Genomic DNA, 24,343 nt, shown 5'->3' on the forward strand with positions numbered 1-24,343 from the left:
GCTCGTTGGCCGGCAAAATCGAGCCCGCCCTAGCCCAATTCAGGCGTATGGTCAAACAAACGCCGGTGTTCCTTGAGCGCGTAGGTGTCGGTCATACCCGCCAGGAAGTCGGCGACGCTGCGCGCCTTGATGCGATCATCGGCCCGATCCAGCCCCTCGCGCCAGCCATCCGGCATGGCGCGCGGATCGGCGAAATAGGCGTCGAACAGATCCTTGACGATCTGCTCGGCATCCGCGCGCACCCTCATAACCTCCGCGTGCCGGTAGAGGTGCTTGTACAGAAAGGCCTTCAGTTCCTTCTCCAGGGCAGCCATTTCGGCCGAGAAAACCACCATCGTCTCGCCAGCTGCCCTCACTGCATCGGCGCTCGGCGGCCTGATGCGATCGAGATTGGCGGTCGTCGACCTGATCACGTCCTCGACCATGGCCGTTATCTGCCGCCGCATCAGTTCGTGGCCGGTGCGCACGGCATCGAGGGAGGGATAGCGTTCGCGCACGCCTTTCAGGATCGTTCCGGGCAGCGAAACCGTCTCCAGCATGTCCAGCGTCAAGAGCCCTGCCCTCAACCCGTCGTCGATGTCATGCGTGTTGTAGGCGATATCGTCGGCGATCGCCGCGCATTGCGCCTCGATGCCGGCGAACCGGTCGAGTTCGAGATCGTGCAGTTGCGAATAATCACGGATCGCCTGTGGCACCGGCCCTTTCAGACCCTTGCCGTTGGCATCCGTCAGCGGCCCATTGTGCTTGACCAGGCCTTCCAGCGTTTCCCAGGTCAGGTTGAGCCCGTCGAACTCGGCGTAGCGCGCCTCCAGCCTTGTCACGATGCGCAGCGATTGTGCGTTGTGGTCGAAGCCGCCCCAGACGGCCATCTTCTCGTTGAGCGCGTCCTCGCCGGTGTGGCCGAAGGGCGTGTGGCCGAAATCATGCACCAGCGCCACCGCCTCGGCCAGATCCTCGTCGCCGCGCAGCGCCCGTGCCAGGGCGCGCGCTATCTGCGCCACTTCGATCGAATGGGTCAGCCGGGTGCGATAGTGGTCGCCTTCATGGGCGATGAAGACCTGCGTCTTGTGCTTCAGCCGCCGGAAGGCCGTCGAATGGATGATGCGGTCACGGTCCCGCTGGAATGGCGTGCGGGTCGGGCTCTCCACCTCGTCGAACAGCCGCCCGCGCGAGTTTGCCGGATCGCAGGCATAGGCGGCGCGTGGCCGATAGCCGAATCCGATGTCGCCCAACTCACTGGTCATGGCTGATGCTGCCGCGTTTGACTTAGCCAGGTTGACTTGGCCCCTCGCGCTTCATACCTATCATGTGAAACCGAAAGCAAGGTGACGCCCATGGGCGCTGATGCCAAGACTGCCATGAAAGTCGATATGACCGAGGCCGCCGCCAAGCGGATCGCCAGGATTGTCTCGAACGAAGCCGGCAAGACGGCGCTGCGCGTTTCGGTCGAAGGCGGCGGCTGCTCGGGCTTTTCCTACAAGTTCGATCTGGTCGATACGCGCAACGACGACGACGTAGCCATCGAGAAGGACGGCGCCACCGTGCTGATCGACGATTTGTCGCTGGTCTATATGGGCGGCTCTGTGATCGATTTCGTTGACGATCTGATGGGCCAGTCGTTCCAGATCCGCAATCCGAACGCCGTCGCCTCCTGCGGCTGCGGCACGAGTTTCTCCATATAGAATGCCTGCCATCGGTGCGGTCCGTCAGATCGCGCTGTCGGCTGGCCGTGACCTCGACGTGACGCTGGCTTTCTGGCGCGACGTGCTCGGCATGGCCGTCCATGCACGCTTCGATCCGCCGGGCATCGCCTTCATCATGGCCGGAGAAATCAGGCTGCTGTTCACCGACGGCGTACCGGCCGGAACCGTCTATCTCGACATATCGGGCCTTGATCAGTTCCATGCCTCGGCTGCTGCCGCCGGCGTGCCTTTCACCGCGCCGCCAACGCTTGTCCATCGCGACACGGACGGCCAGTTCGGTCCAGCGGGGGAAAGCGAATGGATGGCCTTCCTAAAGGACCCGGCTGGCAATACGATCGGCCTCGTCGAACGCCATCCGCCGCAAGAGCCCAACTGAACAGCATCGAGACCGTCATGAAAATCGTCACCTGGAACATCAACGGTGTCCGCGCCCGCATCGGCAACCTGACCCATTGGCTGACCGAGAGCGCACCCGACATCGTCTGCCTGCAGGAGATCAAGACGGTCGACGAGCAGTTCCCGCGCGCCGAGATCGAGGCGCTTGGCTACAATGTCGAAACCCATGGCCAAAAGGGTTTCAACGGCGTCGCGCTGTTGTCGAAGCTGCGCTTCGACGAGGTGATCAGGGGCCTGCCCGGCGACGATGCCGATGAACAGGCGCGTTTCATCGAAGGCGTTTTCTCAACCGACAAGGGCGCCTTGCGTGTCGCCTCGCTCTATCTGCCGAACGGCAATCCGATCGATGACGAGAAGAAGTTTCCTTACAAGCTGTCCTGGATGGCGCGGCTTGAGCGCTGGGCCGAAGAACGGCTGAGACTTGAGGAGGCTCTGGTGCTCGCCGGCGACTACAACGTCATTCCCGAGCCGATCGACGCGCGGTTTCCGGAGAACTGGCTGGGCGACGCCCTGTTCCAGCCGCAGACGCGACAAGCCTTCCGCCGGCTGCTCAATCTTGGTTTCACCGAGGCGGTGCGCGCGGTCACCGACGCGCGCGACACCTATACGTTCTGGGACTATCAGGCCGGCGCCTGGCAGAAGAACAACGGCATCCGTATCGACCACCTGCTTTTGTCGCCGGAAGCCGCCAACCGATTCTCATCGGCCTCTATCGAAAAGCATGTGCGCGCTTGGGAAAAACCATCCGACCATGTCCCGGTGGCGATCGATCTCGCGCTTCAGCCGGCTTGAGAGAACCCTCGCCGGGCCCGTCTGCGCTGAACCCTCATATCGCCACATTTCGCGCCGTTCATTGCAGACCAGCATGGCGGCTGGGTTCCATGAGCGCACGATTTCATCTTTGTCCCATTGGCCTGGCATTTGCCATGGCCGTTCCTGGTACGGCATTTGCCGACCAGGAATGCCTGGCCAATGGAAAATCCTACCAGATCGGTCAGGTCGCCTGCCTGACGGTGGCCGAGCAGAGCCATCTGGCCCGCTGCGATATGGTGCTCAACAACACCTCGTGGACGAAGATCGGGGATAGCTGCCCGGAAAACACGCTGGCGCCACACCCCCATGTCACGCCGATCTCGACGCCGGCGCCCAGCATGGTGCCGACGGAGCCGATCGCGAACTGAGCCAATCTCGCGCCTTGTGGGGGAGATCGGCAGTTCAGCCGCCAGCAAAACTACTGGTCCGCGTTGTTGCCCTTGGTGAGGATATCATCGGCCAGCGAGATCGCGGTGCGGCGGTCGGCCTCGCCGGCGGTGGCAAATGCCTCTTCCTGCATGCCGCGGATCCAGGGCTGGTCAGCCGGCGAAGCGCGTTCGAGCGCTGCCGTCATCATCGCCAGGCCGCGAACGATCTTGCCGCTCTGGAACAACAGATGGCCCAGCGTCGCCTGGGCGCCGGCATGGCCTTTCTCGGCGGCGAGTTGGAACCAGCGCCCGGCCTGCTTGACGCTGGCCTTCACCCCGCCCTCGCCCTTCAGGAACATCTGCCCCATCTCGAACTGTGCGTTCGGGTTGCGGTAGTTGGCAGCCGCGCGCATGTAGTATTCCTGGGCCGCCACCTCGTTCTCGGTGACCGGGCTGCCGGGAATGCCCGTGCGCAAATAGTCGCCAAGCGCCACCAGCGCATCGGAGACATAGCTTTCCTCGGGCGAGCCGGGCTCGACATCCTGGTCGACGATCTCGGAGAAGAACTTGAACGCCTCATAGTCGTCGCGCGCCACGCCGTCGCCCTCGGCATACATGCGAGCAAGCTTCCAGGTGGCGCCGATCTGGCCGTTTTCGGCGGCGTATTTGTAGGCCTCGGCAGCCTGCTCCTTGTGGCCGTTCTTGTAGGCGGAGAAGCCGAACTGGAAGACCGCCCAGGGGCTCGATTGCGGCTTCACCCCGGTCTTGTCGTCGAACACCTTGTCGTCGAAGGCCATGGCCTGGCCGACGGCGCCAAAGGTCGCGCCAAACGTGGCGGCCACGACCAGTGCCGAAAAGACAGATGACCTCAACAACTCAGATGTCCGCATAACAGTGTGTTTCTTTCGCACCGCCCGGATGGGTCACCGCGCCATCGCGCGCCGGCCCTACCGTCTGTGCATATTTCCATATCGCGCCCGACTGATAATCGGTCGCGCGCGCCTTCCATGTCTTTGCCCTCGCCGCCAGTTCGCTATCGGACAACGCCACGTCGATCGTGCCGTTCACCGCGTCGATCGAGATCACGTCACCATCCCTGAGCAGTCCGATCGGGCCACCCACGGCTGCTTCGGGGCCGACATGGCCGATGCAGAAACCGCGCGTCGCGCCCGAGAAGCGCCCGTCGGTGATCAGCGCCACCTTGCCGCCCATGCCCTGGCCGTAAAGTGCTGCCGTCGTCGACAGCATTTCGCGCATGCCGGGGCCGCCGCGCGGTCCTTCGTAGCGAATGACGAGAACCTCGCCTTCCCTGTAGTTGCGATGCGTCACCGCCTCGAAACATTCCTCTTCCGAATCGAAGCAGCGTGCCGGCCCGGAGAATTTCAACTCCGCCATGCCGGCGACCTTCACGATCGCGCCTTCGGGGGCCAGGTTTCCCTTCAAGCCCACGACACCGCCGGTTTGGGTAATGGGTCTGTTGGCCGGGCGGACCACATCCTGATGCTCATTCCAGACAACGTGCTGCATGTTTTCGGCCAAAGTGCGGCCAGTCACCGTCATGCAGTCGCCATGCAGATAGCCGTGGTCGAGCAGGGTCTTCATCAGCAGCGGAATGCCGCCGGCCTCGAACATGTCCTTGGCGACATATTTGCCGCCCGGCTTGAGGTCGGCGATGTAAGGCGTCTTCTCGAAGATCTTGGCCACGTCGAACAGATCGAACTTGATGCCGGCCTCGTGCGCGATCGCCGGCAGATGCAGTGCCGCGTTGGTCGAACCGCCGGTGGCCGAGACCACGGTCGCCGCATTCTCCAGCGCCTTCAGCGTGACGATGTCGCGCGGCCGGATATTTCTGGCGATCAGCTCCATGATCTTTTCGCCCGAGGCGAAATTGAACCGGTCGCGCATTTCATAGGGCGCCGGCGCGCCGCAGGAATAGGGCAGCGCCAGGCCGATCGCCTCGGCGACGGTCGCCATGGTGTTGGCAGTGAACTGGGCGCCGCAGGAACCGGCCGAGGGACACGCGACCTGCTCGATCTCAAGCAGTTCGTCATCGCTGATCGTGCCGACTGAGTGCTGGCCGACCGCCTCGAAAACATCCTGCACGGTGATCTGGCGGCCGCGATAGCTGCCGGGCAGGATCGAACCGCCATAGATGAAGATCGACGGCACGTTGAGCCGCACCATGGCCATCATCATGCCGGGCAGCGACTTGTCGCAGCCGGCGAGCCCAACCAGCGCGTCGTAGCAATGGCCGCGCATGGTGAGCTCGACCGAATCGGCGATGACCTCGCGCGACACCAGCGACGACTTCATGCCCTGGTGACCCATGGCGATGCCATCGGTGACGGTGATGGTGCAGAATTCGCGCGGCGTGCCGCTGGCGGCCGCGACGCCCTTCTTGACCACCTGCGCCTGGCGCATCAGCGAAATGTTGCAGGGCGCCGCCTCGTTCCAGCAGGAGGCGACCCCGACCAGCGGCTGCGCAATCTCGGCCGCCGACAAACCCATGGCATAGAGATAGGAACGATGCGGCGCACGCGCCGGACCGACGGTCACATAGCGGCTAGGGAGCTTAGCCTTGGAGATGACTTTGGCGTCCATACTCTTCCTTGCCCCATCTTCCCTGCAAATGGGGCGGAGCGGCCTGCCCCCTCGCCGAGCCTTTTGGCGCGTGTCCCGAGACAAGATCGAGGTGCGCCGGGTTTATGGCGGGAAATAGGCAATTTCCTCAGCCCGGCTTCCAGCGCAGGGGTTGTTCAGAAAGTGTTGCCAAAACGCCACAATCGCACGAGGCGCAAGCGGTTTGGATTACGTGCAATGCAGCTTGGATGAGACAATCGCGGGCAATGCGATCTCAAACGAAAAAAGCCGGGCAGTGCCCGGCCTTTCATGCGCAATTTCAATTCGTTACCACTTGACCTTCAATGATGTTGAAAGTGCCGTGACAAGGTCGTTGCCGAAGTCCGCGGTATAGCCATTGTCATATGTTAGGCCATCATCTGGGTTTACGGCCGTATGGATCGATCCACTGGTCAGCACTCCCACCGCGCCCCCAAGTCGAACCTCGATGTTCTGAGTTGGCGTGTAGGCCACGCCACCGCTGAGGGTCCAGGTATCGGTCTGGGCGCTCAGGCCGGTCGACGTTCCGCGATCCCACGTGATAACCGCCGCACCGCTCCACTGATCATTGAATTTGTGGCCGACGCCGCCGGAAACTGTCCAGCCATCGCGATAGAGTAGATCGAGCGAGGTAAGCCGCAATGGGCTGGTCGTCGTGCAGGATGCCGTGCCGGTGGGACAAAACGGAATGCTCTGTAGCTCGCTCCAATTCATCCACTTGATGGATCCGAATGCCAGCCAGCCAGGAGCTATGCCCGACTGAAGCTTGAGCTCTACAGAATCCGGAACCTGCGAGGAACCACTAACATTCGTCACTTTGCCCAAAAACGGATTTAAAGGATTGAGGGCCGCGGGAACCTGAGACAGATCCAGCGTTCCGTCCAAATTGTTGAGCTTGACCGCCGAATTATAGACCAAGCTGGCGCGCAGGGCGATATCCGGAATCTCATACGCAACGCCGGCTCGCCATCCCCAGCCGTCACCCTCAAGGTCAAGCCGCCCTATGCCCGCACCGGGAATGGGAGCCACCAATTGTTCTTTGAAGCCAGAAACATTCTCGTGGAACACGCCGCCGATAAAACGAAACTGTCCTTTGCCGAGATCCATTTTGTAGGAGCAGGTTCCACCCACAGCCTCGCTCTTCACCTGGGTTTCAACATTGCTGTTCGCGCCGGCCCAATTCCGACCCGGGTTGCTGGACGCACCAATCGGCTGGCCATAGTCCACGAGGCAATCGACGGGGCCCATACCCGCCTTGATGCCGACGCTCGGCACCCAATAGCTTTCGGTATCGCGAGCACTGTTGGAGAAACCCATGAGGTTAAGGGGGCCGTCGGACGGGTCGGTGTCCTTCACGTTCTTGAGGTCGCGCTGCGGCATCACATAGGTGCCGGAGACCTCACCCGTGACTTGGGCAGGATCGAACAGCAGATCGATATCGTAGCCGCCACGCTCCAGGCCGCCGGCATGTGCCGGATTCATCGCCGTCCCGATCAAAGCCAGCGAAAAGCAGCCCGCCCCCAGCAGCGCCTTCAGTCGCAGAATAGTCATGAAATGTCCTCCCCCGAATTCGAGTGCACCAAGCTAGAACCAATTCAGGTTAACGGTGCAACAACGAATTCGCGGGCGTACATGTACACACTGGCCAGCCGCATTTTCGAGGAAATGCAACCGGGTGCGGCAAGGCCGAAAAATGGTCTGTGAAGGCTGAGCGGCTCTCAAAAAACAGAGAGAACCATCCAAAAGGCTCGAAAACAGGCCTTTTTTGGGGTCCGGGAGCTCCATTGTTACATTATGGCAACAATGGGGCTAAAACTTCCGTTTACGTCAATATTAACGCAACGGAATGCTGATTTTCGAGGCGGAAAACCAGCATTTTAGAGGGGTCTAAAGTCTCGCGAATCTATCCTCAACCGGCGTCGCGAACCCTGGCCAACGCGACCGACAGCTTGTCCTGCGCATCGCGGTATTCGGCGAGCTTTTCACGCTCGGCATCGACGATCTCGGCCGGCGCGCTGGCCACGAACCTCTCGTTCGACAGTTTCTTGTGCAGGCGTGCGATCTCCTCGGTCACCTTGGCCAGTTCCTTCTGCAACCGTGCAGCCTCGGCGGCGAGGTCGATCAGGCTGCCAAGCGGCAGGCAGATCGTCGCCTCGTTGAGCACGATCTGCGCCGAACCCTTGGGCGCGACATCGGCAAGCGAGATGTCGCCGACCCGCGCCAGCCGCTTGATCGCCGAATCCTCGCGAACGAGGCGCTCGCGTGTCACATCGTTGGCGCCGACCACGACGAGCGGTGCGATGGCTGCCGGCGGCACGTTCATCTCCGAACGCACGGAGCGGATGCCGGAGACGAGGTCGACCAGCCAATTGATGTCGGCTGCAGCCTCGGCGTCTTCGAAGTCCGGTGACGGCCACGTGGCATGGCACAGCAGCGAGGGGCGTTGCTTGCCTTCGCCAGCGGTCTGCGCCCACAGTTCCTCGGTCATGAACGGCATCATCGGATGCAGCAGCTTGTAGATCTCGTCGAGCACGAAGGCGACGCAGGCTCGGCTTTCGGCTTTGGCCGCCTCGTCGGTTCCCATGAACACCGGCTTCAGCAGTTCCAGGTACCAGTCGCAGAACAGGTTCCAGACGAAGCGGTAGGCGGCACCCGCCGCCTCGTTGAAGCGGTATGAGGTGATGCCGTCCGTGATCTCGCGCGCCGCCCGCGTCAGTTCGGTGAGGATCCAGCGGTTGACCGCCAGTTTGGCGTCGTTCAGCCAGAAATCGTCATTGCGCGCGACCTCGTTCATCTCGGCAAAACGCGTCGCGTTCCACAGCTTGGTGCCGAAATTGCGATAGCCGGCGATGCGCGCCGGATCGAGCTTCACGTCGCGGCCCTGCGCCGCCATCACCGTCAGCGTGAAGCGCAGCGCATCGGCGCCGTATTCGTCGATCAGGTCGAGCGGATCGATGACGTTGCCTTTCGACTTCGACATCTTGGCGCCGTTCTTATCGCGCACCAGCGCATGGACATAGACGGTGTGGAACGGCTCCTCGTCCATGAAGTGCAGGCCCATCATCATCATGCGGGCGACCCAGAAGAAGATGATGTCGAAGCCTGTCACCAGCACGTCGGTCTGGTAGTAGGTCTTCAGCTCGGGAGTCTCATCGGGCCAACCCAGCGTCGAGAACGGCCACAGCGCCGACGAGAACCAGGTGTCCAGCACGTCCTCGTCGCGGGTCAGGATCTCGCCCGGCTTGAAGTTCTCCAGCTTGTCCTCGACCCAGGCCTTCCACGGTCCTTCCAGCGCCAGATAGAATTCGATCGCGGCGCTCAGCGCCTCTTCCTCGGTCTTCTCGACGAAGACGCGCCCGTCGGGCCCGTACCAGGCCGGAATCTGATGACCCCACCAGAGCTGGCGCGAGATGCACCAGGGCTGGATGTTCTCCATCCAGTCGAAATAGGTCTTTTCCCAGTTCTTCGGCACGAAGTTCGTGCGACCTTCGCGCACTGAAGCGATCGCCGGTTTGGCCAGCTCCGCCGCATTGGCATACCATTGCTCGGTCAGGAACGGCTCGATCGGCACGCCGCCGCGATCGCCATGCGGCACCGCGTGGCGATGCGGCTCAACCTTTTCGAGGAAGCCGCCCTCTTCCATCAGCTCGACGATCTTCTTACGCGCGACGAAGCGGTCGAGGCCGTCGAGTTCGTCCCAAACCGCCTGGCGCTCCGGCGTCACCTCGAGGCCGGCGAGAAAATCTTCATTATCCCTGAGGCTTACCGCCGCCTCCGTGGTCAGGATATTGATCGCCGGCAGCTTGTGGCGCTTGCCGACCTCGAAGTCATTGAAGTCGTGCGCCGGCGTGATCTTGACCGCGCCCGAACCTTTTTCCGGATCGGAATACTCATCCGCCACCACGGGAATCCTGCGGCCAACGATCGGCAGGACGATGTTCTTGCCGACCAGATGCCGGAAGCGCTCGTCGTCGGGATGCACCGCGACGGCCGTATCGCCCAGCATCGTCTCCGGGCGCGTCGTCGCCACGGTGATGAAGGTTTTCGGGTTTTCCGGGTCGAAGACCTTGCCTTCGACGGGGTAGCGGAAGTGCCAGAGATTGCCATTGACCTCCTGCTGCTCGACCTCGAGATCGGAGATCGCGGTGAGCAGCTTGGGGTCCCAGTTCACAAGACGCTTGTCCTTGTAGATCAGCCCTTCCTTGTAGAGCGTGACGAACACTTCGAGCACCGCCTTGGACAGGCCTTCGTCCATGGTGAAGCGTTCGCGTGACCAGTCGGCCGAGGCGCCGAGCCGCTTCAGCTGGTTGAAGATGGCACCGCCGGATTCGGCCTTCCACTCCCACACTTTCTCGATGAACTGTTCGCGGGTCAGGTCGCGGCGATGGATCTGCTTTTCCATCAGCTGCCGCTCGACCACCATCTGCGTGGCAATGCCGGCATGGTCCATGCCCGGCTGCCACAAGACGTTCTTGCCGCGCATGCGCTCGAAGCGCACAAGAATATCCTGCAGCGTGTTGTTGAGCGCGTGGCCCATATGCAGCGAGCCGGTGACGTTCGGCGGCGGGATGACGATGGTGAAGGCCTCAGCCCCCTCCTCGGCCCCGGCACCGGCGCGAAACGCGTCGGCCTCTTCCCAGACTTTGGCGATCTTCGGCTCGACGGTTTTGGCGTCGTAGGTCTTTTCGAGCATGGGAAAATGGTCCGCGCTGTCGGGAGTTTTGCTGGTCCGGTGTAAATCGGAAGGTTTTGGCCAAGTCAACCGCAAGGGCTGTCTCGGACCCTCACAAGCAGATAGGCGCGGCCTCAGTCATTTCAACGCAAAGCGATCCGTCGTCCTGCCGACAACGACTTCACCAAAAGAAACGGCGCCACGAAGGCGCCGTTTCCTCTGGGCAATCGGCATGGGGAACTACTGCGCCCCGCGCGCCACGCGCTCGATCTCCTCGCGCACCAGCCTTTCGACCAGTGTCGGCAGATTGTTGTCGAGCCAATCCTGCAGCATCGGCCGCAGCATCTCTTCGGCCATCTCGTCGAATGTCTTCTTGCTGCGGCTGGCAAACGCGTCGGAAAGCTCGCCAAAGGCAGCCGCGACCTGACGGCCGGTGTGCTCGGAAACGATCGCCGGACGCGGCGCGTCGCTGGCCGCCACCGGCCGCACCACGCTTGCATCCGGACGAGACGGCTCGGTAGCCGGTTTCGCGGTCGGTTCATCCCCTGGAGCCTCCATCGACGGCTGGGAAGCCGTCTTGCGGGCTTCGCTCCGGTCTGGCACCGCCGCCCTCGCCTGCTCGCCAACCGCGGCGATCTCGCGACGCCAATCGGCGATGGAAGCGTCGGCGACAGGACGCGATATTGGCGCTTCAGCCGTGATTGGCTCCGCTGCGACGCGGGCGCTGACCTCGGCGAGTGTCATCGATGGCCTTGCCGGGCTGGGATCGGGGCGCACCGGCGTTTCCATGCGCGCCACCACCGGCTCGGCCGTCGGCAGCTGTGCCTGCACTTCCGCCAGCGTGACCGGCTTCCTGCCCTCGGGGGCGGCATGCAGGTCGGCACGAAATGCTTCCACGTCGGGGGCTGCATAGGCGCTCGACGCGCGCTCCAGATCCTGGCTCAGATCATCGGCGTCGCCCGGCTGCTTGCGGCCGCCGTCGCTGTCCTCGATGATCCGCCTGATGGAAGCCAGTATCTCTTCCATGGAAGGTTCGCGCTGTGCGCTGCTTGCCGTTGCCATCGTCACATCCGCCGCCCTTGTGACCCCTGTTGGGTTTTCCGCTCCGGCAGAGCCGGATCGAATCATGGCCACAGCGTAACCGACGGATCGCCGCACGAGAATCCCCAATCTGGGGACTTGTGGGATTTCAACAGATTAGCGCCATCTGAACCCGAGAGCCGCAGCGCGAAAGATCCTGCTCAAGCAGGGAACACGGCCAGTTCAGGCCGAACGCCTCAGCGGCCGTCCGGCGTGCGCAGCCCGTACCACTTGTCCTTGACCGCGTTGTAGTGCTCTTCAGGCTTGTATTTCGCTACCTGCAAGCCAAGGCGGTCGACGGACAGACGGCCGGTCGCCTGCAGGATGGCGTAGCTCGCCACCACCACATCGTGTTCGTAACCGGCCTGGTTGATCTGGGCGGTGATGACCGTCGCCTGCGCATTGAGGACGTCGAGCGTGGTGCGCTGGCCGACATTGCGCTCTTCGATGACACCGTTCAGTGCCAGCTTCGCGGCTTCGATCACTTGCCTGTTGGCCGTCAGCTGCTGCTGCGCGGCGGTGTACTCGGTCCAGGCGGCGGTGACGGCCTGGCGCACCTGGTCGCGGCTGACGTCGACCTGGATGCGGGCCTGGCTGAGTGATTCCTTGTTCTGGCGCACGATCGCCGAGGTGCGGCCACCTGAATAGATCGGGATGGTCAGCGTTGCCCCGACACTGGCCGAATTGGTCGTGCCATCCTGCGAACCGACGCCTGGCAAAGGCGAGGTATTGCGATAGGCGCTCGAAACGCCGGCGGAAGCCGACAGCTGCGGCAACAGCGCGCCTTCGGCCGACTTCACCGAAAACGCGGCGGCGTCGACCAGATGCTGCGTGGCAAGGATGGCCGGATGCTCGTTCGAGGCCACCCCGACGGCGGCGGCGAGGCTCGACGGCAACAGCTTTGCCACCGGCGAAGCGCCCTTGAGCTTGCCCGGCTCGTCGCCGACGATCTGGCGATAGAGCGCCGCACTTGCCAGCGCCTGCGCCCGGGCAGCACTCAGCGATGCCACGGCGGCGGCGCGTGAGGCGTCGGCCTGGGCGACATCGGTGCGTGTGCCTTCACCAACTTCGAAACGCGAACGCGCCGCGCGCGCCGTCTCGGTCAGGAACTGCAGGTTCTGCTCGGTCAGCACGGCGACCTGCCGGTCGCGAATGACGTTCATATACGCTTGCGCCGCGCTGAACAGGATGCCCTCTTCAGTGTTGCGCAGGCTTTCGACCGAGGCCCGGACCTGCGCTTCAGCGGCAGCAACATTGTTCCTGGTCTGAAAGCCGTCGAACAGCGTCTGGTCGATCTGAACGCCAAAATTGCCGGTGGTCAGCCGCACGCTTGAATTGGTGCCGTTGAGATGGCTGCTCGAATAATCGATATCCGCCGAGCCGGTGACAACCGGGCGGTAGCCCGACTTGGCGATGGCGACACCCTCATCGGTGACGCGAACGCCGGCACGGGCCGAATTCAGTGAAGAATTGTACTGGTAGGCCTTTGCAAGCGCGCCGGAGATGGTTTCGGCTGAAGCGGCCAGTGGGGACAGCATGGTCGCCGAAACGAGGACGGCGGTGAAAAGTGACTTGCGTAAAGACGGCACGGTTAAACCCTCATTCGTTTTCCATGGGAACCGCGCCGCGCCTGCTTCTCTCATAGATCAGCCGGCGCCGCGTGTTCGTGTTCCCTGCTGCTCACCCCCAAAGTGCCCCCAGTTTGGCATCAGCAGCGATCGTTCAAATGCAAGCGACCATGACAAAGCCTCTGCTGCAAGGCCAAATCATTCAGAATTCGAAAGCACGAATGCGTTCAAACCCCGGTAGTGGCTTAATTGCCGCATTAAATGCACGTCTTCCGGTTACAACCCCCCCGGCCTTGAAAAAGAGACGGGCCACGCCGGAATTGCCCTGCCCTTCGACGGCGACGAGTCGGCCGCCTTCGGCAAGCTGGTCGAGCAACGGGGCCGGCACTTCCGCGACACTGCCACCGATAAAGATAACATCATAAGGCGCCTTGGCGGCATGCCCCTTCGGCAACGCGCCCTGGACGACGGTCACATTGCCGCAGCCAAGCGACGAAAGCGTCGATCTGGCGGTTTCCGCCAGCGCCGAATCGTTTTCGAGCGCCACTACGGACCCGGCCAGCCGCGACAGGATGGCCGAGGCGTAGCCCGTTCCGCAACCGACATCGAGCACCGAATCGGTCGGGTTGATCTCGGCCAGCTGGATAAGCTTGGCCAACGGCGACGCTTCCATCAGGTAGCGCGAACCGTCCGCGCCGGCTGCAATGCGGATGTCCTCGTCGATATAGGCGAGATCGCGCTGGGCGGCGCCGACAAACATCTCTCTTGGGACGACAAGCATTGCATCGAGCAGCGGCGCGCTGGTCACATCTGTGGTGCGGACCTGGCCGTCGACCATCTTGACGCGTAGTTCGGAGAAATCAGCGCTCATGTCCCAACCAGTCCGCTTGCCGCGCCAGAACCGCGGTCCATTGTGTCAGGAACTTCAGGCCCCTGCGCTGCCGCGCGGGGGCCCGGGCATTGGAGGCCTCGCCCGGAATCGAACCGGGGTGCAAGGATTTGCAGTCCTCTGCGTAACCACTCCGCCACGAGGCCTCATTGCTCCCGGCGTTCCACCCGGTTCCAATAGGTTGCGGCGAAAATGCCGTCAAGCGGCCACCTTGCATTCCGAACGGTTTCCTCGCGTCACTCCGGACGGCGTCCGGCAAATCATCGGACCGCTTTATTAGCGGACAGTTAAGCATAGCCTGACGGGAGAAGAAACGCATCCTGTCGCCGCATGACAGGGCAAGGCTTGCCTCGGCCGCGGCTGTTCTCAAGCAGATCCGTGAGGCACTGGAAGACCAGGCCGCCCACTGAAACACCACCTTGCGCTATCGGCGGTCAATCGGGCCGGCGACGCCGTTCCCACCAGACGACAAAGCGACGCCGGTGACGGCGAACCATGGCGAATTCATAGGACAGCACCAGCAATCCGAGCGGAACCATCCAGAAGCCGAGGATCGGCAGGAAACCGAGGATGCCACCGATGGTCAGCAGGATGCCGATCGTGATTCTGAGCCCGCGCGAGCGCGGCATTTTGAACTCGCGCCCGAAAACGGAGATTTTGCGCGCCGGCATCTGGTTGTCTTGTGCTGTCATCGTCTCGAAAGATTGACCCGTTTCGATCGTTCGCAAGCATGCTCAAACCAAAGCCGCCGCCGCGCTTTCGGTTCCATATCCCTGCCAAGACGGCTAATATGAGGGCATCCTTCGACGATTGCGAGAAAGGCCTATGCGAAAAAGCCTCGGAAAAATGTGAAAAGCTTCTTTGCAAAGCCGAAAAGGGCAGCTATAGGCTGCGCCACTCACATAAGAGCCTCCGTTCCCCGGTAGCTCAGTGGTAGAGCAACCGGCTGTTAACCGGTTGGTCGCTGGTTCGAATCCGGCCCGGGGAGCCAACATTTCCAACGGTTTCAGAGTTTTCAGGAACGGCCGAAAATAGGCTGATCTACAGCATGTCTACACAACTCGACTTCGCTAGGCGCCGATCTACACCGGAATCGCCCGAAGGAGAGAAATCACCATGGAACACGTTTTTGATGAGCTGATCGGCCTGCAGAGACTCAGCCGAGATCGAATTGGCGAGCCGCCGCGACGGCCTGGACGATTCGCTTGGCAAGGAACCTAGTAACCGGCGTGGCGATCGGCGTCGGAATTGCCGTCGGTATGGCTCTAGGCGGTTAATGAAACCCTCCGGGTGCAAAAACCTATGCGGTGAAGTTAGCCCGAAGCAAAGACAACATCAGACCTTGCGCCTCCGTCCGCCTTGACGGCCGCGTGGCAGTCTCTCAGTTTTTTGGACGACCCACTCTTGGCGTGGGCTCGGCGGATGTAGTCGAAAACGTGACGTGCGGTGTCGCCTTCGCCAACGAAAACGAAGGGTTCGCGGCTTGTGTGCACGGTGACGGTCTCGTAACGCCTGTCGAGCGGCGGACCGGGATCGTCCCGAAAGTCGACATTTTTCCGGAGAAGCACTTTCATTTCGTCGGGCATGATTGAAACCTCCCTGTCGAAGGTGATCTCCTTTTTCCAGTAGATCAAGACCGGAAGCGGTACGCCTCCGAATTGCGGTGCCAATTCTTTCCTGCGACACTCGGCGAGTCCATCGCGACACGGGGGAGCCTTCGATGCTTGCAAAAGACGCTGTGATCTGCTGGACGCCAGACAGGCCGCCCTTCCATGACCGCCCTATGGCGGGGACGATCATGGTCACAACCGCTCCACTGCCGCAGCACGACTATGGTCATGTGAAAACGTATGGAGCCGTAAACTTGGACTGGAGGCAGATGGACGCTTACGACCGTCGGCAAAAGCTTCAACGCCTTTTCACTCAGATCATTCATAAGGATTGCGTTCCCGAGATCGATGCCCGTCTGGCTCTTTCAGTCATTGATGACGTCCTGATTGATGACCTTCACAGTCAGCAGCAGGATGAAGATGAGGTGTGAGGTAAGCGGCGGCCGATCGCGTCGCGCCTCAGCCAGCGAGTAGGGGATCCATATATGGCGGCGACCGTCGCGCTTAACCAGGTATCGGCCAACCTATGGGAGATGCCCCAGCCTTTGGGGGATTACGCCGGCGAGCTGCTGAAGCGGGGAAGATCCTACTATCAAGCGTTCCAGATCCTTGCCGAGCGTAACGAACCCGGTCTTAGCTATCCGGCCTATTTCCTCCTCGCGCACGCCGTGGAGGTCATTCTCAAATCATATCTGGTGGCGAAGGGCACGCCGAAGAGCAAGCTTGGCAAAAGACCATTGCGACATGACACAGGACAAGTGTTCGCTGAGTGCGAAAAGCAAGGCCTTGTGGTTGCCGACCAGATGATGAAAGCGCTGGCGATCCAGCTCTCCCATGTCAATCAGGATTACGACCTGCGCTATCCCACTGGCTTCAATCTATCCATTCCTGGCCCGAAGCATTGCGTCCTTCCCCTCGATGCCCTGATCGCCGCGGTCGCGCCGGGCGTCGAAAAGGCCTTCATCATAGCGCAAATCCAGTTCGCAGCCGACACACAGCACCTTCGCGGCAGCAAAATCCGATGGAGCGATTAGGCGACGATGACAGCGGAACTCGCGGTATCCGTAGTAGCCTTAGTCGTCTCGATCCTGGCGTTCGGGCTATCGATCTTCTTTTGGCGGCGCCAGTTCCGACCGATCGTAACGGCGATGGTTCAGACGCATGACGGAGGTAACGAGGCGATCGCCTATAATCTGGTGGTACTGAATTCGGGGTCGATCCCAGCCAAGAACATCAGGTTGATAGTACGAGACCAGGCGGCGCTCGAGGCTGCCCTTGGCGCTGGCGCCGATGCCGAGGCACGCGGCCTTTGGCTGGCCTGTTTTGAGTCCTCGATGGTGATCCGTCTTCTTCAGAACGGCGCGCAGACGACATGCTCTTTTGGCCTAACACATAGGATTCCGAAGAAGAGCTTTTGGAAGGCTCAAGCCGAATTTCCGATCCAACTCGAATACGAAGGTTGGTTTGGCAAGAAATACCGCGACGATCCGCCGAACGTCCTGCAGATCGCCGACAGCGATAGTTTCACCGGAGGCATGTGGGGACCGGTGAAAAAGGACGGACCGGCTTACATCGAATGAGGCCGGCAGCGGATGCGGACCGGGCACTACACGTGCACCAGCTCACACCACTTCCGAAAACGGCGAACGAGCAAGCGCCCGATATCGCAGCGAAAAATCCGGCGGTATGCAGCGATAGACTACTCCCTTACCAAGGGAGAGTTCGACGACTCCATCTCATTCATGGTCATCATCGTCGTTGTCGATGGGAACTACCTTCGTCGACGACACGCTCGACATGCCATTTCGTAATAAGTTTAGATGCCCATGCCACGCCCAATGCCAATACCGTGGCTGAACGCGAGTTCCGCGCCCAGGCGCCGGCCGGACTCCACTTCGACGCCAAGCGCCTTTTTATAGTTGGCAAGAAGCGATTCCAGTTGCGGATCGCGCTCGAGGCTCTTGGCCATGTCGGACATGGCCGAGCGGGTTGACTTGTAGCCGGACATGTCGCCAGCCTGGTATTGGTCCTGGCTTGTCCGGTGGAGCTTCTGCCAGCGTTCCACGAAACGGTCGGCCCGGCGGGTCGGATCGGCTTCCGGTCCGGTGCGGATTTCGCTTTCAAGCTGGAGAGCGAACACGATACGGTTGACGCTACCGGCTCCCGCTTCACGAACCAGCTCGGGATTCTTGATATAGGCCGCTTCGGCATCGCGCCAGCCATGCGGCCGAACCTTATCGAACGCGTTGCGTGCATCCCTCAATTCGCGCATCTGCCCGGGACTACCCTGCCCGTCCACAATTCCGTTGCTGATAATAGCGTCGAGCGCTCGCGCGTGGCGCACGAGAGCCTTCGTGCGAGCTCTGCGCAACGCCGCTTCCTCGTCCAACAACGCATCCGCTCCGCGTTGCGCTCCCCTGGCGCCCGCTTCCCTTCCTGGTTCGGCGCCGGCATCGCCGTTTTGCGTTCCAACCTCTCCCCCTTTCGGCCAGTACGCACGGTCCTGGCCGGGCTCTGCTTGTCCGGGCGAGCGCAACCCGTCCAGCATCCTTTCAATCCCGTCGCGAAGCTTCTCCGGAACGATCCGGCGCACGATCTTGACCACACGCTGACGGAAGCTGATCCCGCGTCGCTCGGCATAGTGTTGCGCCGGGTCGATCTGGTCGTAATCCGACGCCATATCCTTGGAGCGGTCGCGTGACAGCGCGCGGACAAGTCGTTCGCGGGTCGCGAAGTCTTCGCTGCCGTAATGCAGTTCCATCCCATCCCGATGTCGCGACAGGGACACGTAGCTGCTGTGCGCATCCATGTCCGGCGTTGCCAGCACATGGGTGCGGTCGACCGTCATGCCCTGGGCCTTATGGATGGTCGCGGCATAGCCGTGGTCGATGTGGGCATAGTCTTTCAGATCGAAGCGCACAGACCTGGCGTCATCGGTTTGAACCGTCATCGTCTGGACGCTGACCTCTTCGATCACACCGAGCGTGCCGTTCTTGACGTCGAGCGACCGCTCGTTGCGCAAGAACATGACCCGGTCGCCGCGTGCGAAGGTCCTTGCACCGCGCTCCACATCCACCTGAACTTCGTCGCCGAGATCTCCATCCGCGCGCATGCGCTCGCGCGCTGCCTGGTTGAGCGCGCGCACTTCGTCGTTTGTGTGGGTGAGAATGATCCGGCTCGCTTCAGGCTCTGCATGCCTGTCCCGATCCCAGCGCTCGACAAGATCGCTGCGTGCCTCATCGCGCGACGCAGCTTGGTGCACCATGCCCTGCGCGTCATAGGCGTCGATCGCAGCGCCGATCCTGCCGGTTGCAAGATCGCGCGTGGCCTCACGCTGCCAGTCCTGGCGCTGCCGGCGCACCTGGCCGATCTCGACGCCGCCGTGACGCTCGTGAATCGAACGGAATGCAGCGCCGGCTTCGATCGCCTGCAGCTGCTGCGGATCGCCGACCAGAACGACCTTTGCGCCAGCGTTGGCGGCATGGGAAAGCACGCGCTCCAACTGGCGCGTGCCGACCATGCCGGCCTCGTCGATCACTAGGACATCACGCGCGGTGAGCAGATCGCGGCCCTGTCCCCAGCCATGTTCCATGCTGGCGATGGTACGCGACGAGATGCCTGATCCGCCTTCCAGATTCTCGGCCGCGATACCGGAAAGTGCCGCGCCTCGAACCTGGTAGCCCGCCGCTGCCCATGCCTGGCGCGCAACGCCCAGCATGGCGCTCTTGCCCGTTCCGGCAAAACCGACAACGACACCAAGACCGCGGCCGTCGGTGATATGCGCAAGCGCATCTCTCTGCTCGCCCGAAAGGACAAGACCGTTTTGCGCTGCGCGCGCCAGCGCTGCCTCGCGATGTGCGTTGCTCACCGCGTGTCGCTCGTCCCCGACCATGTGTTCCGCAGCGCGATGCAGGCGCTGTTCGGTCTCGATCATCTGCCTTGTGGTGAAACGGTCTTCGCCGCGTCCGTCCTTGCCGAGTTCGACCAGATCGGGTGCGCTGCTGATGGCTGCCATGACCGCGTTGAACTGCTTCATCCCGTCGCTGTGCCGATGCGAGAATTTTGCAATGTCTTTTCGGGTGAAGGTCGATTGCTGATGCGTGATGGCATCGAGCGCCACGGATGGATCGGCAATGATGCGCGCACCATTGTTGCGCGCAATCTCGCGATGCAGTTCGGCGCGATCTGCTTCAATGTCGCCAGCGTCCAGGCCGCTGCCCTCGATGCGTTGCGCCGGTGCTCCAATCTGGGTCTGCGGCTCCAGGGCAATGCCTTGCGCTTCCAGACTGCGATGATCGATGCGTGCGTCGATGTCGAGTTCGGCCAAGCGTTCATTGGCCAGTTCCGCCCATCGCTCGCGCCAGCACTCGACCAGCTGGGTGGCATTCCAGTCTCGAACCTTCGCGCCAAAACCATTCTCGTCCACGGACCGCATGGTCAGCATGACATGAGCGTGCGGCTTGGGACTGCCATCCTCTGCCCTGTCCCAATGCACATTGAGATCGGCGACCATGCCCTTGCTGACAAACTCGACTTGTACAAAGTCGCGCGCCAGTTCGATGCCTTGCGCCTGGCTGAGTTCACGCGGGAGCGCAAACTCGACCTCGCGGGCGAGCTGGGCATCCTTGCGTACCTCGAATGCCTCGACATCGTTCCACAGCCTCTCGCGGTCGCTCCAGGCCTCCGGTGCATCCTCCGGCAGCATCACCTCGGAATGGACGACACCGCGCTTGGCGGCGAAGTCATGCGTACGTTCGATCCGCTCGTCGCGCAACCGTGAAGCCGAGCGGTAGGCAGCAGATGCCACAGCGCTCGAGCCTGCCTTGCGGCCAATGACCTTGACGTGAAGATGATAGATCGCCATCGCGACCAGATCATTTGCACGTCAAAGCGTACGTCGGCACGACGTATAAGCGCGCCCTCCCTCAAAAAATTCTCGGGATGGACCAGCCCGTCCCGGGCTGTCTCGGCAACCCCGGAGCCTTCCGGCAAGCTGTCACCTATCATCGCCGCATCGACAATCAATGGAGGCAGCCATGCGCAAACCACGAGACTTCGACGCCGAGCTGAAGGCGCTGGATGACAAGGCGCGAGAACTCAAAACCAGAAAGGTGCAGCAGCTTGGCGAGCTGGTGATCGCCACCGGCGCCGATCAGCTCAGCAGCGACGAACTGGCCGGTGCACTGGTCGCAATCACCGAGACGAAAGACACCGCAAAGCGTGAGGCATGGGCCAAGCGTGGGGTGATGTTTTTCGGAAGCAGGTCCCGGCGAACTGCTCCGGTATCTCAGCGCAACCAACGCGGCGCTCCAGCGCAACCGGGCAGCCCGCAATCGCCGGCAAGCGGCACGGGCTCGGCATGACATGAGGACGTGGCAGGTCGAGCGACGCCAGCGCACCCGACATCTGATCGAACTGGGCGGCCTCGTCGCCAAGGCAGGCATCGTTGATCTGACCAACGACGATCGCGCTGCGATCTATGGAGCGCTGCTCTGGATCGCCGGCAAGCTGCAGAGCCATGAAGGTGAGCATGCCCGAGACCTTTGGACCGCGAAGGGTCGGCAGGCCTTCGATGCTGAATGGCGTGAAGAGCAGATGGGACCGCGATCGTAGCCACAGTTGGGGCGAGCAGCGGTCGGCACGAGCCCGAACAGTAGACTTCCGCCGATGCGCCAGCGCCGACGCCGCAGTCAAGCGCTTGCGCGGGAAGCTTTCGCGATCTTCGTCGCTACCGGCGAAAATCCTATCTCGCGAGCCTTGATCCAGATGATGAAGGGCGCAAGGCTTGAGTGGGCGAAGCTCGTCAAAGCAGGCGCTCCATTATGAGCAAACTTCAAATGCCAGATCGTGTTCCCCTCGAAACCTCCCACGCTACAAAGATGCGATCGTGCACACTGCGCGTTGAGAGAAACTCTATAGCCAGGGTGCGAGCCAGCGGCATGGCTCCCTGAGCCACTGAATGGCGATGCCGACCCGTGAAAGCGTGGTATCTGGGGTCGCCATATCCCGCAGCATCCAGCCGAGTGGCCCCTGCAGCACGTGGAAGAGAATTTCGCGCTGGTAGGCCGGGGCCAGGGCCGGAACCTGGTCCGGGCGCTCCATGCGGCTCAGCATGCGAAGCCTGGAATCGAGCAGTTCAGGTGTAACGGGGCGCGTCCTACCCGATCGTGTGCGAGCCGAGCCGACCGATATGGCGAAGCCGAGCGCGAAGAGCTTGGCGCACGACGAATAAGAACCGGGGCGCTGGCTTCGAACATGAAGCCGCTGACCGGAGCGGAGCGACCTCCGCTCGCTCTTCCGACGTTGGCTTGGCGCCTCGACCGCGGACGTCCGAGCGCCAGACGCTTGGCCGCAGGAAGGCTTCGCGGACCGCATCGGCAGGTTGTCTAAATCCAAAGCATGGGAACCCTAAGCGAGGGTACGTGTTGCAAGACGATTGTACGAATTGAGCCGAGCACGGGTGACGTTCAGATTCCCCGGGTAACCGGACCGTCATTTCGGCGTGTTGAGCAGTCCTACTGCTGTCGCATCTGGGGAAAGGATCGACGATCCCCACGACGAGCGCAACCGGCCCGGCCTATGCGGAATGAGACATAAGGGGCCGTGCATGTTCGACAATACGCCTGCGACTCACAACCCCGAACTCATGTCTAGAGGCATCTACGATGACGTGATCAGGCTTGCGGTCGCCGCCCGTTGGCTCGGACTGTGCGTCATCCAAAACGCGCATACCCCAGGAAATGCCCTGGTGAAATGGCGGCTGAAGCGGGCGTTATATGTCGAAGACCACATTGCTGACACGATCAGCCTTGGTAATCTCGCGGGTCAAGCGGGCCTGAGCAGGACGTATTCTGCAGCCCAGCTTCGGACGGCAACCGATCTTCGTCCGCACGAGTATGTGGTGCGCAGGCGGACCCATCACGCCAAGGTCGTGCTCGCCGAAAACACATACTCACTGGTCGAGGTCGCACTGAGCGTCGGCTTCCAGGCGCAGGCACATTTGTCCACCGTCTTCAAGCGTTTTGCCGGGGAAACACGTCGGCGATGGCGGGTGCTCTATGCCTTTCCCTCCCTTTACTCCCTCTCCAGGAGAGATGGCCATGAAATCCTGTAACCTGGTCGTTGCTGTGGTGACCGCCTACGTCGCGCTCGTCGCGGTTCCAGCGCGGCTTTATGCCCAAGAACTGCAGTGCCCGTCCGCGGCCGACCTCCACGTTTCCACGCTAGAGGGCGAGGTCACGGGATTCGTTCCTAAAGGGCTCACGCTTGACCAGCCCGCCCAGTTGCAGACGGCAATCCAGCTTCTGCGGGAGCACGGAATGTCCAGCGACGATACGATCAACTACCTTATCGCGCTCTACTGTCCGGTCGTGTCGGCCAGTACCGACGGCAGCCACGAGGAGAAGCTCGAAAGAGTGAGACAATTCGCCGACAACGTTACGCGTCAAGTGCTTGCAGCCAACAGCATCCAGGACATCATCTACGACGTACCGCTACCTCCCTCCGTGGCGGCCGCGGCGGCAGTTCATGCGGGCGACGTCGGCCTCACCGTCGAACAATGGATCGCGACGACCGTCGAGGACGCTCTCAGGTAGCCGGCGAGCGGTCCATCCAGCGTTCTGAGGCGCTCAGCGATAAGCGCACCTCCTCGGCTATTCCGTGGTCGCCACGCGATCTTCTGGCCCTTGGCCAGATGCACCAAGCCTATCCGATCCAGCAAAGAAGGAGACCTGAAATGTTCGACACCACCATCAACCGCTCGCCCGGAGCGCGACTGAAGGAACTTCACGGCAAGTGGGGTTGGTTCGTAGCGCTTGGCATTGGACTTCTGGTCACCGGTGCGATTGCGGGCCTAAACCTCCTGCTCGCGACGCTCGTATCCGTTCTCTATATTGCCGCCATGATGATCGCCGGTGGCGCGATGCAGATCATCCACGCCTTCACGACTGGCAGCTGGGGCCGCCGCTTTCTCTACCTCCTGGCCGGACTGCTCTATGCGGCTGCCGGAGCGATCTCGGTCTACGATCCTGTCTTAACCGCCGTCGGCATTTCCCTGGTGCTCGGCGTCCTGCTCATTGCCGCTGGCACCCTTCGCATTGTAATTGGCTTGCAGCTTCGCAGCCAGGGTGGGTGGGGATGGATCGCCGGCAGCGGCGTCTTCACCGTAGTTGTTGGCATGTTCATTGTCGCCACTTGGCCTGCCGTTGGCCTGTGGCTCCTCGGCGCAGTTCTCACCGTCGACCTTTTGTTCCAGGGCGGCGGTTTCATTGGTCTTGGGCTATCCCTGCGTTCACGACAAAATCGTCGCATCAGCAGCCGATCCGTCGCCGCCTGACCTGCTACCCGCAAAGACAGACCCATAGATCCGACGAGATCTGCCAGTCTCCTGGCAGATCTCGGTTTGATTCCGGCGTAACCGAACCGTTTGACACGGCTGCAACGCAGCCGCATTAGCCGAACATGGCGTACGTGCCGTCCACGCGTGACCCTACACCAGCGAGCACAACGCGAACGCCGCAGGGCCGTCCGAGTTGCGGCAGGACGTCAGGACTCACTCGTGAGAACGAAGATTGAGGCTAGACGCCCGGGAAAGCGACCATCCTAGCTGATCGCCTTCGCCTCTCG

The 24,343-nt window shown here is 61.8% G+C and carries 23 protein-coding genes, 2 tRNA genes and 1 pseudogene; 13 read left to right on the forward strand and 13 right to left on the reverse strand.

The features are described 5' to 3' along the window. Positions 1-29: 29 nt before the first annotated feature. Positions 30-1,244 (reverse strand): deoxyguanosinetriphosphate triphosphohydrolase, encoded by a 1,215-nt coding sequence (locus LB559_RS26425; RefSeq protein ID WP_024503844.1) that lies wholly within the window; start codon positions 1,242-1,244, stop codon positions 30-32. 90 nt (positions 1,245-1,334) lie between these two features. Here LB559_RS26425 and erpA point away from each other — a divergent pair, with 90 nt between their 5' ends. From erpA to LB559_RS26445, 4 genes are all read left to right on the forward strand, one after another. Then, positions 1,335-1,682: an iron-sulfur cluster insertion protein ErpA gene (gene erpA / locus LB559_RS26430; RefSeq protein WP_013531288.1), complete on the forward strand. Its 348-nt coding sequence runs from the start codon at positions 1,335-1,337 to the stop codon at positions 1,680-1,682. A gap of 1 nt (position 1,683) precedes the next feature. Continuing rightward, positions 1,684-2,079 (forward strand): VOC family protein, encoded by a 396-nt coding sequence (locus LB559_RS26435; protein ID WP_013531287.1) that lies wholly within the window; start codon positions 1,684-1,686, stop codon positions 2,077-2,079. A gap of 17 nt (positions 2,080-2,096) precedes the next feature. Then, complete coding sequence (xth, locus tag LB559_RS26440; RefSeq protein ID WP_013531286.1) at positions 2,097-2,891, forward strand: exodeoxyribonuclease III; 795 nt, start codon at positions 2,097-2,099, stop codon at positions 2,889-2,891. Positions 2,892-2,980: 89 nt separating this feature from the next. Continuing rightward, positions 2,981-3,280 (forward strand): hypothetical protein, encoded by a 300-nt coding sequence (locus LB559_RS26445; RefSeq protein WP_024503843.1) that lies wholly within the window; start codon positions 2,981-2,983, stop codon positions 3,278-3,280. Between the two features lie 50 nt (positions 3,281-3,330). On the opposite strand, the gene LB559_RS26450 is transcribed toward LB559_RS26445, so the two are convergent. From LB559_RS26450 to LB559_RS26490, 9 genes are all read right to left on the reverse strand, one after another. Then, entirely contained in the window at positions 3,331-4,170 is an 840-nt protein-coding gene (locus LB559_RS26450) for a tetratricopeptide repeat protein (protein WP_013531284.1), read from the reverse strand. Then, positions 4,157-5,881 (reverse strand): dihydroxy-acid dehydratase, encoded by a 1,725-nt coding sequence (gene ilvD, locus LB559_RS26455; RefSeq protein ID WP_024503842.1) that lies wholly within the window; start codon positions 5,879-5,881, stop codon positions 4,157-4,159. Before ilvD ends, LB559_RS26450 begins: the two co-directional genes overlap by 14 nt. 306 nt (positions 5,882-6,187) lie before the next feature. After that, on the reverse strand, positions 6,188-7,450 hold the full coding sequence (locus LB559_RS26460; RefSeq protein WP_024503841.1) for an OmpP1/FadL family transporter: 1,263 nt from the start codon (positions 7,448-7,450) through the stop codon (positions 6,188-6,190). A 358-nt stretch (positions 7,451-7,808) separates the two neighbouring features. Continuing rightward, positions 7,809-10,592: a valine--tRNA ligase gene (locus LB559_RS26465; RefSeq protein ID WP_224675332.1), complete on the reverse strand. Its 2,784-nt coding sequence runs from the start codon at positions 10,590-10,592 to the stop codon at positions 7,809-7,811. 219 nt (positions 10,593-10,811) lie between these two features. Continuing rightward, positions 10,812-11,633 carry a PopZ family protein gene (locus tag LB559_RS26470; protein ID WP_027160437.1) on the reverse strand — a complete coding sequence of 274 codons (822 nt, stop codon included), beginning with the start codon at positions 11,631-11,633 and terminating at the stop codon, positions 10,812-10,814. Between the two features lie 215 nt (positions 11,634-11,848). Continuing rightward, on the reverse strand, positions 11,849-13,240 hold the full coding sequence (locus LB559_RS26475) for a TolC family outer membrane protein (protein ID WP_013531279.1): 1,392 nt from the start codon (positions 13,238-13,240) through the stop codon (positions 11,849-11,851). Between the two features lie 181 nt (positions 13,241-13,421). Continuing rightward, entirely contained in the window at positions 13,422-14,090 is a 669-nt protein-coding gene (locus tag LB559_RS26480) for a protein-L-isoaspartate O-methyltransferase family protein (RefSeq protein WP_224675334.1), read from the reverse strand. Positions 14,091-14,180: 90 nt separating this feature from the next. Beyond that, a tRNA-Cys gene (locus LB559_RS26485) sits at positions 14,181-14,254 on the reverse strand. Between the two features lie 288 nt (positions 14,255-14,542). Next, positions 14,543-14,800 (reverse strand): hypothetical protein, encoded by a 258-nt coding sequence (locus LB559_RS26490; RefSeq protein ID WP_024503836.1) that lies wholly within the window; start codon positions 14,798-14,800, stop codon positions 14,543-14,545. A gap of 224 nt (positions 14,801-15,024) precedes the next feature. Between LB559_RS26490 and LB559_RS26495 the strand changes: the two genes are divergently transcribed. Continuing rightward, positions 15,025-15,099 (forward strand) — tRNA-Asn (locus tag LB559_RS26495). A gap of 322 nt (positions 15,100-15,421) precedes the next feature. Here the strand turns inward: LB559_RS26495 and LB559_RS26500 are convergent. Continuing rightward, a complete protein-coding gene (locus tag LB559_RS26500) occupies positions 15,422-15,694 on the reverse strand; it encodes a hypothetical protein (protein ID WP_224675335.1) in 273 nt (90 codons plus the stop codon). Positions 15,695-15,828: 134 nt separating this feature from the next. Between LB559_RS26500 and LB559_RS26505 the strand changes: the two genes are divergently transcribed. From LB559_RS26505 to LB559_RS26515, 3 genes are read left to right on the forward strand one after another with little or no spacing between them, the layout of a single operon-like run. Beyond that, positions 15,829-16,149, forward strand: a complete 321-nt coding sequence (locus LB559_RS26505) for a hypothetical protein (RefSeq protein ID WP_224675336.1) — start codon at positions 15,829-15,831, stop codon at positions 16,147-16,149. 54 nt (positions 16,150-16,203) lie between these two features. Beyond that, positions 16,204-16,752: a hypothetical protein gene (locus tag LB559_RS26510; protein ID WP_224675337.1), complete on the forward strand. Its 549-nt coding sequence runs from the start codon at positions 16,204-16,206 to the stop codon at positions 16,750-16,752. Between the two features lie 6 nt (positions 16,753-16,758). Then, entirely contained in the window at positions 16,759-17,298 is a 540-nt protein-coding gene (locus LB559_RS26515; RefSeq protein ID WP_140690361.1) for a hypothetical protein, read from the forward strand. Between the two features lie 236 nt (positions 17,299-17,534). Here the strand turns inward: LB559_RS26515 and traA are convergent, their stop codons facing one another. Continuing rightward, positions 17,535-20,582: a Ti-type conjugative transfer relaxase TraA gene (gene traA, locus LB559_RS26520; RefSeq protein ID WP_224675338.1), complete on the reverse strand. Its 3,048-nt coding sequence runs from the start codon at positions 20,580-20,582 to the stop codon at positions 17,535-17,537. A gap of 172 nt (positions 20,583-20,754) precedes the next feature. Between traA and LB559_RS26525 the strand changes: the two genes are divergently transcribed. Together LB559_RS26525 and LB559_RS26530 are read left to right on the forward strand one after the other, a co-directional pair. Then, positions 20,755-21,081, forward strand: coding sequence for a conjugal transfer protein TraD (locus LB559_RS26525; protein WP_224675412.1), 327 nt, complete (start codon positions 20,755-20,757; stop codon positions 21,079-21,081). A 1-nt stretch (position 21,082) separates the two neighbouring features. Further along, on the forward strand, positions 21,083-21,331 hold the full coding sequence (locus LB559_RS26530; protein ID WP_224675339.1) for a conjugal transfer protein TraD: 249 nt from the start codon (positions 21,083-21,085) through the stop codon (positions 21,329-21,331). A gap of 330 nt (positions 21,332-21,661) precedes the next feature. Here the strand turns inward: LB559_RS26530 and LB559_RS26540 are convergent. Further along, positions 21,662-21,937, reverse strand: a pseudogene (locus LB559_RS26540) (AraC family transcriptional regulator N-terminal domain-containing protein); the annotation flags it as partial. 388 nt (positions 21,938-22,325) lie between these two features. On the opposite strand from LB559_RS26540, the gene LB559_RS26545 reads away from it, so the two are divergent. The 3 genes from LB559_RS26545 to LB559_RS26555 all read left to right on the forward strand — a co-directional run bounded on the left by LB559_RS26545 (position 22,326) and on the right by LB559_RS26555 (position 24,053). Further along, complete coding sequence (locus LB559_RS26545; protein ID WP_224675340.1) at positions 22,326-22,832, forward strand: helix-turn-helix transcriptional regulator; 507 nt, start codon at positions 22,326-22,328, stop codon at positions 22,830-22,832. Further along, positions 22,819-23,313, forward strand: coding sequence for a hypothetical protein (locus tag LB559_RS26550; protein WP_224675341.1), 495 nt, complete (start codon positions 22,819-22,821; stop codon positions 23,311-23,313). Before LB559_RS26545 ends, LB559_RS26550 begins: the two co-directional genes overlap by 14 nt. 140 nt (positions 23,314-23,453) lie before the next feature. Beyond that, positions 23,454-24,053, forward strand: coding sequence for an HdeD family acid-resistance protein (locus LB559_RS26555; protein WP_224675342.1), 600 nt, complete (start codon positions 23,454-23,456; stop codon positions 24,051-24,053). The last annotated feature ends 290 nt before the right edge of the window (positions 24,054-24,343 follow it).

It is taken from the genome of Mesorhizobium sp. BR1-1-3 (genome assembly GCF_020165455.1).
Lineage (GTDB): Bacteria > Pseudomonadota > Alphaproteobacteria > Rhizobiales > Rhizobiaceae > Mesorhizobium > Mesorhizobium ciceri.